Below are 16,721 nucleotides of genomic sequence, written 5' to 3'. Positions count from 1 at the left end.
GCCCGCCCCCGCCCTGGCCACGCCCACCAACTGCACCATCTGGGCCGACAGCAGCTACGCCTACAGCAAGTGCACCGGCGGCACCGGGGAGCACATGATCGGTGTGGAGCAGTGGCACCCGTGGGCCGGGCCGATCCTGCTGACCGGCGAGTGGGCGGCGGTCGGGCAGGTCTCGTCCGTGCGGCTCACCCCGTACACCATCAGGCGGACCTGGATCAACAAGCGCGGCTGACCTGAAGATCGACAAGGGTGGCGGCCGCAGGCCCGCGTCGCGCGGGAACGTGAGCACGGCCACCACCCGCCGCAAGATGGACATCCATGTGGGGGTTTGAGGGATACGTCGCCATCCCGGGCGCGGTGGCCGCGTTCCTGCGCCCGGCCCTGGGGCGCCCACGCGGGCAGTGTCAGGGTACGCAGCCATAAGTTCTGCTGACGAACGGTCACCGGGACGCCGGTTCTGCGGCCGGCTCGCCTGGTGTGCGCGTTCAGTCGGGCACCCGGCCATGCCGCCGCTCTAGGGCACGTATTGGGTCGTGATCAAACTGTCGATTCGCCCTCATGGTGAGGCGTAGACCGGTAGATCTTTGTCCCGTGACGCGAGTGCAACTGGCGGACGCGGAATGGGAGTTCATCAGGCCGTACCTGCCCATCGGCGAGTACGGCCCGTACCCCGAGCGGTTACGGCAGCAGTTCAAGGGTGTGATCTGGCGGTTCAAGACCGGCGGACAGTGGCGGGAGATGCCACAGGAGTTCGGCGCCTGGTCGACCGTCCACAACCGCTTCCGGCAATGGCGCGATGCCGGCGTCTTCGAGTCCTTGCTGGAGGGCCTGATCGCGGAAGCCGCGAAGCGCGGGGAGGTGGACCTGTCCCTGGTCAGCGTCGACTCCACCATCGCACGTGCTCACCACGACGCCGCCGGGATGCGCCTGGATGAGGACATCCTCGGTGCACTGGAGAAAGCTGCCGCCGAGGCGGAGAAGGTCCGGACAAAAGGGGCGGTCTCGAAGAACAAGACGGACAGGACGTCGAGATCGGCGCCGGGATCGATCTCGGGCGGGAGGAACGGCGGCGTATCCGGCGTCGGCGGAAGGTCCGGCTGAAGGCCGCCCTTCTGGGACGCTCCAGGGGTGGACAGAGCAGCAAGATTCACCTGGCCGCCGACCGCAAGTGCCGCCCCCTGGCATTCGTGCTGAGCGCAGGCCAGGCCGCCGACAGCCGCAGTTCATCCCCGTGCTGGGCGCGATACGGGTACGCGGCGCTGCCGGCCGCCCCCGCACCCGGCCGGGCGCGGTCGCCGCCGACAAGGCCTACTCCTCCCGCGGCAACCGAGCCCACCTGCGCCGGCGCGGCATCAAGGCGGTGATCCCGGAGAAGAGAGATCAGGCTGCCAACCGCAAGAACAAGGGCTCCGCCGGCGGACGGCCTGTCGGCTACGACGCCGATCTCTACAAGGAGAGGAATACTGTCGAGCGCCTAATCAACAGGCTCAAGGCATGGCGAGGCGTCGCGACCCGATATGACAAGACTCCCCACAGCTACCTCGCCGGCCTCCACCTGCGCGCCTCAATGATCTGGATCAAAGACCTCACCAGGACCACGCCTTGATCACAACTCGATACGCGCCCTAGGCGCCCAGCTCGGCCAGGGTTTCCCGCAGCCAGCCGATCTCGGTCCTGCTGGTCGCGGTAGCGATCGTGAACAGTCCCTTGCGGAACGGATCGTCGAAGTCGGCGGCGCGCAGGGGCCGGTCGCCGTCCCAGAAGAAGCTGGCCGGTTCGGTGAGGAAGGCCAGTCTGCGTTGCAGCACCCGCGCCTGGAGTGCGGGCTCGCCGAGGTGGCGCAGGAACGCCAGCATCGTGAACCAGCGGTTCTCATCGGTGATGAACGGCTCATCCGGTTCGGCGAGCCGCCGCCGCAGCTCGGCGCGCCCGGCGTCGGTGAGGGTGAGTACGTGCCTGGGCGCCGCCTGAGCGCCAGGCTGCGGGTCGCGTTCGAGCAGGCCGTCGCGCTCCAGGCGTTTGATCGCCGGGTAGAGGGTGCCGTCGGCGATGGGCCGGACGTGGCCGGTCAGGGCGGCGACGCGTTTGCGCAGCTCGTACCCGTGGAGCGGCTCGTCGTAGAGGAACCCGAGGATCGACAGCTCAATCATGCCGCTACGATACATCGACAACTTAGTACCTCGAAAGCTAGATACCTCGGAGGAGATGGTTATGAGAGATGCTCAAGTGCTGCCGGACGGGAGCCGGATTCGCTGGGCCGAGGTGGCCGGTCGCGAGCCGGTCCGGGTTTATGTGCACGGGCTGGGCGCGTCGGCAGCGCCGTACTTCCTGGAGGCCGCGAGCAGGCCGGAACTGGCCGGACACCGGAGCCTGTTCGTTGATCTGCTGGGGTTCGGGACCAGCGACCGGCCCACGGGGTTCGGCTACAGCATGGAGGAGCACGCGGACGCGCTGGCGACCGCATTGCGGGCGGCGGGCGTTCGCGCGGCGCAGGTGGTCGCGCACAGCATGGGCGGGACGATCGCCGTGCACCTGGCCGAGCGGCACCCCGAGCTGGTGGCCGAGCTGGTGCTGGTGGACGCCAATCTGGACCCGATCGAGCCGGCGCCGCGGCCGACCATCGCCACCTACACCGAGGACGAGTTCGTCCGGCACGGCTGGGACGAGACGCTGGCCCGGGTCGGCCCGCACTGGGCGGCCACCATGAGGCTTGCCGGGCGGGAGGCGCTGCACCGGAGCGGGGTGCACCTCACGCGGGCCGACGTGCGGGAACGGCTGCGGCGGCTGCCGATCCCGCGCGCCTACCTGTACCCGGCCGCGGACGGCGAGCTCACCGGGGCGGCCGAGCTGGTGGCCTCCGGGGTACGGCTGATCGCGGTCCCGGACACCGGCCACAACATCATGATCGACAACGTGGAGGCGTTCGCCAGGGAGGTGAGCGGCCTGCTCACGAGATCGTGAGCAGGCAGACCGGCCCGCCGGCCAGGTTTCCCTTTCGGGACGGGCCGTGAGGGCCGGAGCCGGCTCCACACGGCGGAGATGATCAGCTGTGATGGGTGCCGTCGAGAAATCTGCGATGAACCGCCGAACTCGCTCTGACGCCATCGCCCTTGGGAGGAAACCTCGGAACCCCGGCACGCCTGACGTTCATGTGCGCGAAGCATCTTCGGATGATCTTGAGCAATCCGCCGTCCCGGACTGCATAAGGATTCACGCACAGAGTAGCCAACTGATCGCAAGCTGCGACTTCGGGACGCGGAAACATGGGAAGAGCTTGCGCCATGAGCCAGTCCGAAAACTCCGTGGCCGCCTTCGTCGGCCACCTGCGCCAGGATCCACAACTGCTGGAGAAGATCCGGGATCGCCCGCAGAGCGACTTGGCATCGCTGGCCGAAGCGCTCGATTACGCCACCGAGGTGGCGACGCGAAACGGTTACTCCTTCAGCCGCGAGGAGCTCCTGCAGGCCGTCGAGGAGGCGGCGCCGCAGGCCAACGTCCCCTTCACGCTCAGCGCCGGGTCCCTCGGCTTCAAGAACGTCGTGGTCGGCGTCTCCAACCCCACCGACGTCATGTGCCAGTACCACGCTCCGCTGGCGTTCCTGGCCGGGGAAGCCCTTGATGGCGAGCGATGAGAGCGATCCGGCGTCGCTCGGCGTAGTGCCGTCGGCGGCGGACGCGGCGGCGGCCAAGCGGAGGCTCGGCCGGGCCACGCTGGACTCGGCCGCCGCCGTTGTTTCCGGGCTGGCGGACCGTTGCGGCGGCGTGCCGGCACGCCAGGCGCTGGACGCGCTGCGACGGCTGCAGGCCGTGGAGCCGGTCTTTTACGAGTGGTACTTCCGCAGCCTGGGCATGATGCGCCGAGGCGACTGGGCCACGCTGGCCAGGCATGTCGACAAACTTCCCGCGGTGGCCGCGGTGCCACTGGCCGTGTCAGGCGCCCTGGACGTACGGCACGGGGAGCCGCTCGCGGTCACCGTACCGGACGACAGGAGGCTCCTGCTCTCCGAGCGGGTCGCCTGCGGTTCCGCGTTGTCCGCCCTACGCCCCGGCCAAGCCCTGGTCACCACGGACGGCGCGACTCTGCGCATCGAGCAAGCCGACGCCGCCCCGATGGAACTCCCGCTGCGCGACCTGGTCCGCTGCTCGACCGTGGCCGTCCCTGGGGCGCCGATCACTTTCTGGCAAGCCAGCCCAGCGCTGGACCGGATCGTCACCGACTACCAGCGCGACCTGTCCAGGATCCATCTCGACCCCCGGCCGTTCAAGGTGCTGCAACCGAGCGAGGTCGGCCGACGCCAGGTCGAGCGGTTCGCCGGCGGACTGGATCTCATCCGCCGCTGCCGGCCGGAGCTGCACGCGGAAATCTGCACGCTGACCGACCACTTCACCCTGATCCGGGGCGAGCCGTTCATCGGCGGCTCGGCGATCAGTTGCCTGGGGGTCTCGTTCTTCAAGCTCAACCCCGAGTGGTCTGATCTGTGCTACGCCGATCACATCGTGCACGAGGCGGCTCACCAGCGGCTGCACGTGGAGTTCGAGGTGGAGCCGGCCCTGACGAATGGCGCCTTCCTGGGCTCCGTCTCACCGATCCGGCGCGACCCGCGGCCCTTGCACGGGGTGCTGCACGCCACGTTCGTCTTCCTGAGACTGTCGCTGTTCCTGCGGTCGGTGCTGGAGGTCGAGCCTTCCCAGGAGGCCGAACGCCGTTTCCACCGGCATGTCATGGGGCTTTACGCGGGCCTCGAACAACTCGACCGCTACGGCGAGTGGACCGGACGGGGAGCCCGCCTGTTCGCGGCGATGTGCGAGAGCGCCGACCGGCTGCGCCAGATCGTCGCCGTGCCCGACCCCGACTTCTACAACAGCCTCGGCCCCGACTACGAGCCGGTCGGCTCCCTTGCGGCCGCCTACCACGACTGATCCCCGGCCGGCGTGATGCGGAGCCTGGATCGCCTGCTCGACAGGCTTGTCCCCGACATCGAGCACCGGCCACTCGGCCGAAAGCCGCATCGGCTTCACTTCGCGTCGATCGGCGTGCACCTGACGGTCGCGGGACTGCCACGTCCGGTGCGGGTCGGCGCCGCGGCCGTCGCCACCGAGGAAGCAGCGGCGCGCGCCCGGTGCGCCGCTGAACTCGCCGAACGCGTCGCCGGCTGCTCCCCCGCCGTCCTGGCCTGCCGTACCGAAAGCCAGGCGACGCCGGGAGCGGCCCAGGTGCCCTGGCAGGATCTCACGCCATACGGACCGGGACGGCTGGCGACGCTGGCGGCACGGTTCGATGGACGTGCGACGCGGTGGTGCCGCGCCACCGGGATGTGCTCGGGCAGGCCCTACCTGGTGCCGGCTGCCAAGGTCCTCCCGGCGTGGGCGCTGTTGACCGGGGACGACACCGATGACGGTGAGTGCGATGCCTCAGGGCTGGCCTGCGACCGGGGGGAACGTGTCACGGCCTGCCTTCAGCACGGGCTGTATGAGGTGCTTGAACGTGATGCCCTGATGCTGGCCTGGCGCCTGCCCTCCTGGGAACGGTCCGACCTGGCGGAGGAACTCGCCGGTGAGAACGCCGTCGGCTTCGCCCGCGACAACGGGTTGCGGCTGTCGCTGCTCGATGTCGGCGACCCGCGGTTGGCGCCGGTGGTGCTGTGCCTCCTGCGAGACATGCGAGCGGGCCTGGCCTGCGGGTCGGCGTCGGCCGCCACCGTCGAGGAGGCAGCGCCCCGTGCGGCGCTGGAAGCGGTGTCCATCTGGTACGGCCTGCGCCGCTGGCCGCCACCCGCCCGGCCCGGCGGGCCGGTGCGCACCAGCCTGGATCATGTGCGCTGGGCCTGGCGGCATCCGCTCGCGGTGGCGTCCTGGTACGAAAGCCTGCCGTGCCGCGACCCCGTCGAACCCGTTCCCGGATTCGACGTCTTGCTGCGACGTTGCCGCGAGCGATTCTTCGGATGCGAACCACTCGTGGTCGACCTGGCCCATTCCGGGACCCGCTACGTGTGCCGGGTCGTCCAGCAGCACGCGATGCGCAAGGAGTGGACCGCCGACCAGCCGTTCGTCGACGGTCCGCGCTTTCTTGCGATGCGCCGTGGACCGGAGCCCGTCAACTCGCTGCCACACCCCTATGGATGAACGTACGAGTGCTCGGGAAACGCCGTCTGACGCAGATCCGCAGCCGGAGCGGCTGACGCTGGCTGCTACTCGGCCGGTGAAGACCTGCTGTTCACTGCGTTTCCAGGCGCCGCACCGCATCCCCCGGCCGCCCTCATGACGTGACGGGCTGCGCTTCGAGTAGCGCCGCATTCTGACGTTCGAATGCCTTGACCGCACCGCTGCGCCAGCCCTCGCCCAAGGACTCCGACACGGCGTCGGGGAAGATGTCCTCCTCTTCGTTCTCCACTCCGTCGAAGATGGCTCGGGCGACGGACTGCGGCGAGAACTTGGGTATGTCCAGGCCCCGGATCATGTCGGTGTCCACCGGGCCGGGCATGACGGTATGAACCCGTACGCCTTGCCCGGCCAGAAGCGGACGCAGCGATTGTGACAGGGAGAACACCGCGGCTTTCGAGATCGAGTAGGCCGGGAGGACCGGCACGGCGGCCCAGGCCGCCAGCGACCCGACGTTGACGACGGCTCCCTGAGAACGAGTCAGCAACGGCAGGAACGCCTGAATCACACCGTAGGTGCCGAAGAGATTGACGGCGAGGTGCTGTTCGAGCGCGGCCCGATCGCTGAGGTCGTCGGAGAACGAAAGGCCGGCGTTGTTGACGAGGACGTCGAGAGAAGCGACGTTCTCCACCGCCGCCTGAATCTGCGCGGCGTCGGTCACGTCCAGGATGAGTGGGGTGACACGCTCATCCGGGTGGGCCAAGGGCCGGCGCGTACCGGCGTACACCCGCTTCGCGCCCCTCCTCAAGGCCTCCTCCACCATGGCCCGCCCGAGGCCGCGGTTGGCTCCGGTCACCAGAACTGCTCGGTCTGCGATCGTCATGCTGGTACGGCTCCCTTTTCTGGTCCTGCGCCCCGGATCGTCCGGGCCGTCGATCAGGTGGACACCGCGACGCCGGGAAACCGGGCGCCCGTCGACCGCCCAGTTCACGGCTCGGCCGGTGTCAGTACCGAAAAGGACCAAGCAGGGCACAGACGGCAGGGGTGGCGTAGTGACAACCGACCTGATCACCAAGGCGCGGGCCGGAGACGGCGAGGCGTTCCGCGAACTGACCCAGCCGTACCGCCGTGAGCTGCAGGTGCACTGCTACCGGATGCTCGGCTCCTTCCACGACGCCGAGGACGCCCTCCAGGACACCCTGCTGGCCGCCTGGCAAGGCATCGGCAGGTTCGAGGGACGCGCCTCGATCCGTACCTGGCTCTACCGGATCGCCACCACCCGCTGCCTGAACGCACTGCGCTCGGCCAGCCGACGCCCGGCCAAGGAGTGGAACCTGCCCGAGATCGAACCGCCCGAGCCGACCGGGCTCGGCGAGATCGTGTGGCTCGAGCCCTATCCCGACGCCCTCCTGGAGGGCGCGACCGACCAGCGACTCAACCCCGAGACCCGCTACGAACAGAGCGAAGCCATTTCTCTGGCCTTCGTGACCGCGCTGCAGATCCTGCCCGCCCGCCAGCGTGCCGTGCTCATCCTGCGCGACGTCCTCGGATACCACGCCGCCGAGGTGGCCGACATGCTGGACGCGACCGTCGAATCGATCAACAGCGCGCTCAAACGGGCCCGCGCCGGCCTGCACCACCGCCTCCCATCGGCCGGGGAGCGCCGACTCCCGCCCACTCCTCACTCACCGGCCGAACAGGCGCTCACGGCGAAGTTCGTCCGCGCCTACCAGGCCGGTGACATCGACGCGCTGGTCGCCCTGCTCACCGACGATGTCCGCCTGTCCATGCCGCCGATCCCCCTCGAATATCATGGCCGCGACGCCGTCACCCGCTTCTACTCCAGCGTCATCCACCAGGGCCCGGCCTATGGCTTCGTGCCGACGCGCGCCAACGGCCAACCGGCGTTCGGGGCCTATCTCCGCACTTCCGCCGACGGCATTCGCCACGGAGCCGGCCTGCTCGTCCTCACCCTCACCGGCGACCAGATCTGCGCCGTCACCCACTTCGACGCCGGTGTGCTCCCGCGGTTCGGCCTGCCCCGTTCACTGCCCAGCCGTTGACCGGGACGACGCGGACGCTGCCACCCGGGCGGCGGCCGCGACGACCACCCCGGCGCGCGCCGCAGTGCTCGGCGAAGTGGCCCTGATGTCATGCCCTGCGGAGGCCCCCGGTCACACCGCGTTTCGGCCCGAGCGGTGGGCCTTCAGCGAACACCGTCCGGCGCGTTCTCCAGGCGAGAGCCGGCTCCTGACCTGGACATTAATGTTCTCCACATGAACATACTCACGGAGAGTAGCGTCCTGCGTACTCTCAGACACGATCTGCCCGCATCACTGGTAGTCTTCCTCGTCGCCGTGCCCCTGTCGCTGGGCATCGCCCTGGCCTGCGGGGCGCCGCTCGCCGCAGGCCTGATCGCCGCCGTGGCAGGCGGCATCGTCGCCGGATGGCTGGGCGGTTCGCCCGTCCAGGTCAGCGGGCCGACCGCGAGCCTCACCCTGATCATCGCGGGCCTGGTGCAGACCTACGGCTGGCACGCCACCTGCCTGATCACCATCCTCGCCGGCGCCGTACAGGTGCTGTTCGGCGTGCTCAAGACGGCGCGCGCCGCGCTGGCCGTCTCGCCCGCGGTGGTGCACGGCATGCTGGCCGGCGTCGGCATCATCATCGCGCTGGCCCAGCTGCACGTGGTGCTGGGCGGCAGTCCCCAGCACTCCGCGCTGGCGAACCTGACCCAACTGCCGGGCCAGATCCTCGACATGCACGGCCACAAGGTCATGGTCGGCGTGCTCACCATCACGGTGCTGCTGATCTGGGGCCGGCTGCCCAAGGTCATCCGGGCGGTCCCGGCCCCGCTGGCCGCGCTGCTCGTGGCGGCCGCGGCCGCGTGGGCGTTCGGCTGGAACGTCACCCGCATCGACCTGTCCGGCGCGATCACCACCTGGGCGCCGCCGCAACTGCCGCAGGGCGACTGGCGGAACGTCGCCATGGCGGTGCTGCTCGTGGCGCTGCTGGCCGGCGCCGAATCGCTGCTCTGCTGCGTCGCCACCGACGGCATGCACACCGGCCGCCGCGCCGACCTGGACCGAGAACTACGCGGTCAAGGGGTGGCCAACATGGTCAGCGGCATCCTGGGCGGCCTGCCGGTGGCCGGCGTGATCGTGCGCAGCACCACCAACGTCCGCGCGGGCGCGCGCACCCAGTGGTCGGCCATCCTGCACGGGATCTGGGTCCTGCTGTTCGCGCTCTGCCTCGGCTGGACCATCCGGCTGATCCCGATGGAGGCCCTGGCGGCCCTGCTGGTCTTCATCGGCATCAGGACGATCAGCCTCGGCCACGTCAGAAAGGTGCACGGCCACAACGAGGTGCCGGTCTACGCGGTGACCATGGCCGGGGTGATCCTGGTCGGGCTGGCCGAAGGGGTGCTGGCCGGGCTTGCCCTGGCCGCGCTGCTGGCGCTGCGGCGGCTGACCCGGGTGACCGTCGACAGCCGCGAGGAGCCGGACGGGCGCCTGCACACCACGGTCTCCGGCTCGCTCACCTTCCTCGGCGTGCCCCGCCTGACCCAGGAACTACGCGCCATCCCGGCCGGCGCCGACGTCGACCTCGACCTGAACATCGACTTCATGGACAACGCCGCCTTCGAGGCCATCCACTCCTGGCGGCTGGACCACGAACGCCTCGGCGGCACCGTCACGATCGACGAACTGCACGACGAGTGGTACACGATGGCGGCCGGCGGCGGGCGCATGCTCCCGGCCAAGAGCCCGCCGAAGCCGGCCGGACGCTGGTGGCTGCCGTGGACGCACCGCGGCCGGCCCGCCTCCTCCGCCGATTGCCGGCTCACCCGGGGCGCTGATGAGTTCCACCGCCGCACCGCGCCGCTCGTGCGCCCGATCTTCACCGAATTGGCCGCCGAGCAGCGGCCCACCCACCTGTTCATCACCTGCGCCGACTCCAGGGTCATGCCCAGCCTGATCACCTCCAGCGGCCCCGGTGATCTGTTCACGGTACGCAACGTCGGCAACCTGGTGCCGAGGGCGGGCGCGGAGCCCGGCGACGACTCGGTCGTCGCCGCCATCGAATTCGCGACCCGAGTACTGAACGTCCACACCATCACGGTCTGCGGCCACTCGGGCTGCGGCGCGATGGCCGCCCTGCTCGCCGGCCGGCCCACCACCACCGACCTGCCGCATCTGGGCCGCTGGCTCCGCCACGGCGAGCCCAGTCTCGCCACACTCCGCGCGGACGACGCGCGCCAGCACGACAGCGCACTGGACACGCTCTGCCAGCTGAACGTCCAGCAGCAACTGGAAAACCTCAGGAGCCACCGCCAGGTGGACGAGCAGGTCCAAGCCGGACGGCTCAAGCTGGTGGGGCTCTACTTCGACATCGCCTCCGCCCGGGTGCGCATTGTTCCCCCGTGGACGTCGGGCGCCGGGACCACGCTCGTGCCGTCCGAGCCGAATTCACGGTGATCAGGGTCAGGCCCGTTCAGCGCGAAGGCGTCTGACAAATCCGCTGAGAGGCTCTTTGATGGGTGAGCGTCCCTGACAGATCAGCAGCCTTCAGGGGCGCTCGCCGCGAGCGGCACGAGGCTCGGCTTCGCCGGCGTGGAGCGGAAGCACGCGAAATCTTCGCGCACATCGTCGAGATCCCCCGGTGATTCCCAGGGCCTCGCCCCCGCCGAGCGGTCGGCGCAGGTCGCCGCCATCCCACTGAGCACTACGTTACTTTTGGCTGTTGTGATCGGTGCTGTGGTGATCGACGTGGATGACACGCTGTGCCTCACCGAGGCGGTGTGCTTCGAGCTGGAGAACGAGGTGCTGAGCCGGCTCGGCCGCCGGCCGATGTCGCGAGCCGTCCATCTGTCGACCTGGGGCATGCCCTTGCTCGATGCCATGCGTGAGCGCTCCCCCGGTATGGACCCGGCGGCCTTCACGGCCGCCTACCGGCTCGTGCTCCGCGACTACGTCCGCGCCGGTCGGCTGGACGTCATCGCGGAGGAGAACCTCGCGGCGCTCGACGTCCTGCTGGCGGAGGGACGTCGCCTCATGCTGCTGACCTCGCGTACCGAAGAGGAGATGGAGCATCTCCTCGCCCCGGAACACGCGCTCGCGGGTCGGCTCACCGCGGCCTATCACGCGGGAAACACGCTTTTCCGCAAACCGGACCCCCGCGCTTTCGACGTGCTGCTCGCCGATACCGGGCTACGGCCGGACGAATGCGTGTACGTGGGTGACTCCCCTGGCGACGCGCAAGCGGCCAACGGCGCCGGCCTGCCCTTCATCGCCTGCATGCAAAGCGGCATCCGCCAAGCTCACGACTTCGCCGACCATCGGGTCGACGCGTTCATCGACACCTTCCCCGACCTGGTCGGCGCCGTGGCGAGCCTGGAAGCGGCGCTGCACCGGCCGTGATCCCGCACGCGCCCCGGGGGGACACCCGTGCGGCGGGTCAAGGTCCTGCGGCCGGCCGGGGTCCTGCGGCGCGGCGCAGCCGGTTGGCGATCGCGGCTCCCAGCCCCTGCTCCGGCGGCAGGGACGCGACGATGAGGTCGCAGCCTCGCTGGTCGAGCTCGCGCAAGAATCCGTACAGCTCGCGCGCGTAGGCGGCCGTCGACGCGGGCAGCGCCACCACGGCGTGCGCCTTGACCGGGGCGTCGGTAAGGGCGGGAGGAAGCAGGACGCCCACCTGATGCCCCAGTCCTTGCGCGAGCTCCGCCTCGGTGACCACCTGCTCGGGCTCGACCAGGACGACTCGGGCGCGGGGCGCGTAATGCGAGGGATGCTGGCCGGGCACCCGGATCGGGCTCGCCGCGGGGACCGCGAGCGGGCGCCCCAGCACCGCTTCGAGGTCTTCACGCGTCACCCCGCCGGGCCGCAGGATGCTCAGAGTCTCGCCCGTGGCGTCGATGATGGTCGACTCGACGCCCACCTGGCACGGGCCGCCGTCCAGTACGACGTCCACCGCGTCACCGAGCTCGGCGCGCACGTGCGCGGCGGTGGTCGGGCTGACCGAGCCGAAGCGGTTGGCCGAGGGGGCCGCGATGCCGCCGCCGAAGGCCGCCAGCAGCGCGAGCGCGACAGGATGGGCCGGCACGCGCACGGCCACCGTCTCCAGGCCGCCGGTCGTCTCCAGCGGTACATGGCGGCCGCGCCGCAGCACCAGTGTCAGCGGCCCCGGCCAGAAGCGTTCGGCCAGCAGCCGCGCGGTTGCGGGCACGTCCTCGGCCCAGTCGCCCAGTTGCTGCGCGTCGCCGAGGTGCACGATCAGCGGATGGGTGGGCGGGCGCCCCTTGGCCTGGAAGACGCGGGCGACGGCGGAGCCGTCGGCGGCGTTGGCGCCCAGGCCGTAGACGGTCTCGGTCGGGAAGGCCACCAGGCCTCCACCGCTCAGCACCCCGGCCGCCCTGTCGATGGCCGCCCCGTCGATGGCCGCCCTGTCGGTGTCACCAGGTCTTGCCGTCACCCTCGCGAACCCTCCCGTCATCACCCGCCGCACCGGCGCCCCCGGGTGCGGGTTCCCATCGTATTGAGACGGCGGCTCCGCTCAGGCCATACGCGGCGACCAGCCGGGGCGCGGCCGTCCTCTCGGATCGCCGCGGCCTCATCGCCGGGTCCTGAGGGTTTCCGGTGAATGAACGGCCGCGTCCCGGCCCGGGGCGGTGGATTCTCAGAGTTCTCCCAGAACCTCCCAGAAAGCGGTCGGCCGGGCCCGCCAGGATCCCCTCCCATGACGACGATCGACGTACAAGGGCTGACCAAGCGGTACGGGCCCGACCTCGTGGTGGACGACCTGTCGTTCACCGTCACCCCCGGGCAGGTGACCGGCTTCCTCGGCCCGAACGGCGCGGGCAAGTCCACCACGATGAAGATGATCATGGGTCTCGCGGCCCCCACCCGCGGGTCCGCCACCGTCGGCGGCCGCCATTACCGCGACCTGCCCGTGCCCCTGACCGAGGTGGGCGCGCTGCTCGACGCCGGAGCGCTGCACGGCGACCGGAAGGCGTACGACCATCTGCTGGCGCTGGCCGTGAGCAACGGCCTGCCCCGGCGGCGGGTCGGCGAGGTGCTCGCCAGGACCGGACTGGAGGGCGTGGCCGGCAAGCGGGCCGGCGGGTTCTCACTGGGCATGCGGCAGCGGCTCGGCATCGCGGCGGCGCTGCTCGGCGACCCGGGCGTGCTGATCTTCGACGAGCCGGTGAACGGGCTCGACCCCGAGGGCATCCGCTGGATCCGGGACTTCATGCGTTCCCTCGCCCGCGAGGGCCGGGCCGTGCTGGTGTCCAGTCACCTCATGAGCGAGATGGCGCAGACCGCCGACCACCTGGTCGTCATCGGCCGCGGCCGGCTCATCGCCGACACCGGGATGAGCGCGTTCCTGCACGGCAGCGGCGAGGGCACCGTGCTGGTCCGCGCGACCGAGCCGGACTCCTTCGCGCTGCGGCTGACCTCCGCCGGGGCCGGCGTGCGGGGCGGGCCCGAGTCGTCGCTCGTCGTCTCCGGCATGACGAGCGGCGAGATCGGCAAGCTCGCCGCCTACCACGGCGTCGAGCTCAGCGAGCTCACTCCGCAGCGGCCCTCGCTGGAGGACGCCTTCGTGGAGCTGACCAAGGACAGCGTCGAGTACCAGGGGGCCGGCGCATGAGCGCGCCCGGCGTGACGTTCGGCCGACTCCTCCAGGCGGAGTGGATCAAGCTGCGCGGGCTGCGCTCCACCTGGTACACGCTGGCCTGTCTGTTCGTGGCCGGGCTCGGCATCACGTTCCTGTCGATGGGCTCGGCCGGGGCCGAGTACGCGGGCGCGACCGCCGCCGAACGGCAGGCGTGGGATCCGACCGGTCTCAGCCTGACGACGTACATCGTCGCCCAGCTCATCATCGGCGTGGTGGGCATCCTGGTCGTCACCTCCGAGTACGCGACCGGCCTGATCCGGATCACGCTGACCGCCTCGCCCCGCAGGCACCGGCTGCTGGCGGCCAAGATCGTGGTGGCGGCCGCCGTCGCCTTGACGGCGGGCCAGGTGCTGATGTTCGCCTCCTTCCTCCTCGGTCAGGCCCTGCTCGCCGGCCAGGGCGTGCCGTACGCGCGGCTGGGCGACCCGCGGGTGCTGTCCGCCGTGGCGGGCGGCGGGCTGTACCTGACGGCGATCGCGCTGCTCGCGGCCGGGCTCGGCACGATCCTGCGGTCCACGGCGGGGGCGCTCGCCACGCTGGTGGGGATCGTGTTCCTGGTGCCCGCCCTCGCGGGCGTCCTCCCCTCGTGGCTGCGGGGGCTGGCCGACTTCTGGCCGACCCGGGGCGCGGCCGCGGTGCTCGCGACGGTTCCGGACCCGGCCTACCCGCACCCCTGGCTGAACCTGGGCGGGATGTGTCTCGGCGTCGCCGCCGTGCTGGCCGCCGCGTTCGTGCTCTTCCGGCGCCGCGACGTGTGATGGGCGGGAGCCGGGCTTTCGTATCCTGGCCGGCGTGGACGAATCAGGTCAGGCGATGACACCCCGGGAAGACGCCGAGCGGCTGCTGGTGGTGGACGACGAAGCCACCGTCCGCGAACTGCTGGCCGCGGCGCTGCGGTTCGCCGGGTTCCGGGTGTCCTCGGCGGCGACCGGGACCGAGGCGGTCGCCGCGGCCGCCGCCGAGCCGCCCGACCTGGTGCTGCTCGACGTCATGCTGCCGGACCTGGACGGCTTCGAGGTGGTCCGGCGGCTGCGTGAGCGGCAGTCGGTGCCCGTCCTGTTCCTCACCGCCAGGGACCGCCAGGCCGACAAGATCACCGGGCTCTCCCTCGGCGCCGACGACTACGTGACCAAGCCGTTCGACCTGGAGGAGCTGATCGCCCGGATCCGCGCCATCCTCCGCCGCACCTCCGGCCCCCAGGCCGGCGTGCTGACGGTGGGCGCGCTCACGCTCGACGCCGAGGGGCACCAGGTGACGTGGGAGGGACGTCCGGTGCGCGTCTCACCCACCGAGTTCCGGCTGCTGCGCTACCTGATGGAGAACGCCGGGCGGGTGGTGTCCAAGACGCAGATCCTCGACCGGGTGTGGCGCTACGACTTCGGCGGCGACGCCAGCATCGTCGACACCTACATCTCCTACCTGCGGCGCAAGGTCGACGCCGGGGAGCCCAAGCTCATCCACACCGTGCACGGCGTGGGCTATGTGATGCGGGAGCCCCGGCGGTGAGGCGGCTCTCGCTACGGGCCAGGCTGCTGCTGCTCACCGCGGGCCTGCTGCTGGCCGGGCTGAGCCTCAACGGCGCCGTGGTCGCCGACCATCTGGAGCGCCACCAGCTCGGCCGGGTCGACGGCCAGCTGCGCTCGCTCACCGCGCTGCTCGCCCGTGTCCCGCCCGGCGGGCCGTCGGCGATCGAGGACACCACCGCCCGCCCCGACCTGCTCGAAACGGGACTCGGCGTGTTCGGCAGCCCGTACCTGGTCTATCTGGACGCGAGCGGCGTGGTGACCGCGAGCGTGCACTCCCCCGGGACGGACGTCGCGACCCTGCCCAGCCGGGCCGGCCTGAGCGCGGTTCCCGCCGACGGGACGACCGTCGACCTGCGTGCCGCCGACGGCTCGGGCCGCTGGCGGGCCGTCGCCAGGCAGGCCGCGGGCTGGAGCGGCACGGTCATCGCGGCCGCGCCGCTGGCCGAGGCCGACGCCACCATCGCCCGGGTCCGGGCCAGCAGCCTGGTCAGCGGCGCCGTGCTGCTCGTCCTGCTGACGGGGGCCGGCTGGTTCGCCCTCGGCGGTGGGCTACGGCCGCTGCGCCGGATCGAGCACACCGCCGCAGCCATCGCCGGGGGCGACCTCACCCGGCGGGTGCCCGTCCTCGCGCCGCCCGGCACCGAGATCGGGCACCTGACGGCGTCACTCAACACCATGTTCGGCCAGCTCGAACGGGCCTTCGCCGACGCGGCCGCGTCCGAGGCCCGGATGCGCGCGTTCGTGTCGGACGTCAGTCACGAGCTGCGCACGCCGCTCTTCGTCATCAAGGGCTCGGCCGAGCTGCACCGGATGGGGGCGCTCGCAGGGCCGTCCGACGTCGACGCGGCGATGCGCCGCATCGACCGCGAAGCCACCCGGCTCACCGCGCTCACCGAGGACCTGCTGCTGCTCGCCCAGCTCGACGAGGGGCCCGAGGGGCAGCTTGACCGGGCCCCGATGGACCTGCGCACGCTGGCCAACGACGCCCGGCACGATCTGCGCGCCCTCGACCCGACGCGTCCCGTCGAGGTCACCGGGCCCGGTGGCGGGCCGCCGGGACCGGCGCCGGTCCACGCCGACGAGGCACGGCTGCGGCAGGTCGTCGCCAACCTGGTGGGCAACGCGGCCGCCCACACGCCACCGGGGACCCCCGTACGGATCGGCGTCGGCACGGCGGACGGCCGGGCCGTGCTCGACGTCTCGGACGAGGGGCCGGGGATGACGGACGAGCAGGCGGGGCGTGTCTTCGACCGCTTCTACCGGGCCGACCGGTCCCGCAACCGGTCGGGCGGGGCCGCCGCGGGGCTCGGGCTCGCCATCGCCCGCTCACTCGCTCGCGCGCACGGGGGCGACGTCGAGCTGCGCACCGCACTGGGCGAAGGCGCCCGCTTCCGCCTCACCCTGCCCCTCCTCCCCCAC

Annotated in this window: 15 protein-coding genes and 1 pseudogene; 13 read left to right on the top strand and 3 right to left on the bottom strand. The window is 71.2% G+C overall.

Going from position 1 to position 16,721, the window contains the following annotated elements; translation table 11 throughout:
• Both HII36_RS45280 and HII36_RS45275 read left to right on the top strand, forming a co-directional pair.
• On the top strand, positions 1–232 hold a 232-nt coding region (locus HII36_RS45280; protein WP_217370758.1), incomplete at its 5' end, for a hypothetical protein.
• A gap of 359 nt (positions 233–591) precedes the next feature.
• A pseudogene (locus HII36_RS45275) lies at positions 592–1,606 on the top strand (IS5 family transposase).
• A gap of 19 nt (positions 1,607–1,625) precedes the next feature.
• Here HII36_RS45275 and HII36_RS45270 read toward each other — a convergent pair.
• Positions 1,626–2,150 carry a PadR family transcriptional regulator gene (locus tag HII36_RS45270; protein WP_173529545.1) on the bottom strand — a complete coding sequence of 175 codons (525 nt, stop codon included), beginning with the start codon at positions 2,148–2,150 and terminating at the stop codon, positions 1,626–1,628.
• A 61-nt stretch (positions 2,151–2,211) separates the two neighbouring features.
• On the opposite strand from HII36_RS45270, the gene HII36_RS45265 reads away from it, so the two are divergent.
• The 4 genes from HII36_RS45265 to HII36_RS45250 all read left to right on the top strand — a co-directional run bounded on the left by HII36_RS45265 (position 2,212) and on the right by HII36_RS45250 (position 6,123).
• Positions 2,212–2,961, top strand: a complete 750-nt coding sequence (locus HII36_RS45265) for an alpha/beta fold hydrolase (protein WP_173529544.1) — start codon at positions 2,212–2,214, stop codon at positions 2,959–2,961.
• 320 nt (positions 2,962–3,281) lie between these two features.
• Positions 3,282–3,632 carry a Nif11-like leader peptide family natural product precursor gene (locus HII36_RS45260; protein ID WP_173529543.1) on the top strand — a complete coding sequence of 117 codons (351 nt, stop codon included), beginning with the start codon at positions 3,282–3,284 and terminating at the stop codon, positions 3,630–3,632.
• The gene (locus HII36_RS45255) at positions 3,619–4,920 is read left to right on the top strand and encodes an aKG-HExxH-type peptide beta-hydroxylase (RefSeq protein WP_173529542.1); all 1,302 of its coding nucleotides are present in this window, start codon (positions 3,619–3,621) and stop codon (positions 4,918–4,920) included. The genes HII36_RS45260 and HII36_RS45255 overlap by 14 nt, the downstream gene beginning before the upstream one ends.
• Positions 4,921–4,935: 15 nt before the next feature.
• Entirely contained in the window at positions 4,936–6,123 is a 1,188-nt protein-coding gene (locus HII36_RS45250; RefSeq protein WP_236004635.1) for a YcaO-like family protein, read from the top strand.
• 133 nt (positions 6,124–6,256) lie between these two features.
• Here the strand turns inward: HII36_RS45250 and HII36_RS45245 are convergent, their stop codons facing one another.
• Complete coding sequence (locus HII36_RS45245) at positions 6,257–6,982, bottom strand: SDR family NAD(P)-dependent oxidoreductase (RefSeq protein ID WP_173529540.1); 726 nt, start codon at positions 6,980–6,982, stop codon at positions 6,257–6,259.
• 169 nt (positions 6,983–7,151) lie between these two features.
• Between HII36_RS45245 and HII36_RS45240 the strand changes: the two genes are divergently transcribed.
• From HII36_RS45240 to HII36_RS45230, 3 genes are all read left to right on the top strand, one after another.
• Positions 7,152–8,162, top strand: coding sequence for a sigma-70 family RNA polymerase sigma factor (locus HII36_RS45240; protein WP_328808181.1), 1,011 nt, complete (start codon positions 7,152–7,154; stop codon positions 8,160–8,162).
• Positions 8,163–8,375: 213 nt separating this feature from the next.
• Entirely contained in the window at positions 8,376–10,577 is a 2,202-nt protein-coding gene (locus HII36_RS45235; protein ID WP_173529538.1) for a SulP family inorganic anion transporter, read from the top strand.
• A 279-nt stretch (positions 10,578–10,856) separates the two neighbouring features.
• Positions 10,857–11,519 carry an HAD family hydrolase gene (locus tag HII36_RS45230; protein WP_173529537.1) on the top strand — a complete coding sequence of 221 codons (663 nt, stop codon included), beginning with the start codon at positions 10,857–10,859 and terminating at the stop codon, positions 11,517–11,519.
• Positions 11,520–11,556: 37 nt separating this feature from the next.
• On the opposite strand, the gene HII36_RS45225 is transcribed toward HII36_RS45230, so the two are convergent.
• Positions 11,557–12,570, bottom strand: a complete 1,014-nt coding sequence (locus HII36_RS45225) for an L-threonylcarbamoyladenylate synthase (protein ID WP_328808180.1) — start codon at positions 12,568–12,570, stop codon at positions 11,557–11,559.
• A 264-nt stretch (positions 12,571–12,834) separates the two neighbouring features.
• Between HII36_RS45225 and HII36_RS45220 the strand changes: the two genes are divergently transcribed.
• The 4 genes from HII36_RS45220 to HII36_RS58980 all read left to right on the top strand — a co-directional run.
• Entirely contained in the window at positions 12,835–13,749 is a 915-nt protein-coding gene (locus tag HII36_RS45220) for an ABC transporter ATP-binding protein (protein WP_173529535.1), read from the top strand.
• The gene (locus HII36_RS45215; RefSeq protein WP_173529534.1) at positions 13,746–14,534 is read left to right on the top strand and encodes an ABC transporter permease subunit; all 789 of its coding nucleotides are present in this window, start codon (positions 13,746–13,748) and stop codon (positions 14,532–14,534) included. The genes HII36_RS45220 and HII36_RS45215 overlap by 4 nt, the downstream gene beginning before the upstream one ends.
• A 55-nt stretch (positions 14,535–14,589) precedes the next feature.
• Complete coding sequence (locus HII36_RS45210) at positions 14,590–15,282, top strand: response regulator transcription factor (RefSeq protein WP_173529546.1); 693 nt, start codon at positions 14,590–14,592, stop codon at positions 15,280–15,282.
• Positions 15,279–16,721: sensor histidine kinase (locus tag HII36_RS58980; RefSeq protein WP_173529533.1), on the top strand; the 1,443-nt coding region annotated here is incomplete at its 3' end. The genes HII36_RS45210 and HII36_RS58980, both read left to right, overlap by 4 nt.

Origin of the sequence: Nonomuraea antri (assembly GCF_013283785.1) — a bacterium.
In the GTDB taxonomy this organism is placed as follows: Bacteria; Actinomycetota; Actinomycetes; order Streptosporangiales; family Streptosporangiaceae; genus Nonomuraea; species Nonomuraea antri.
The sequence above is the reverse complement of the archived record's forward strand: the minus strand, read 5'-3'. Positions and strand labels throughout refer to the sequence as shown.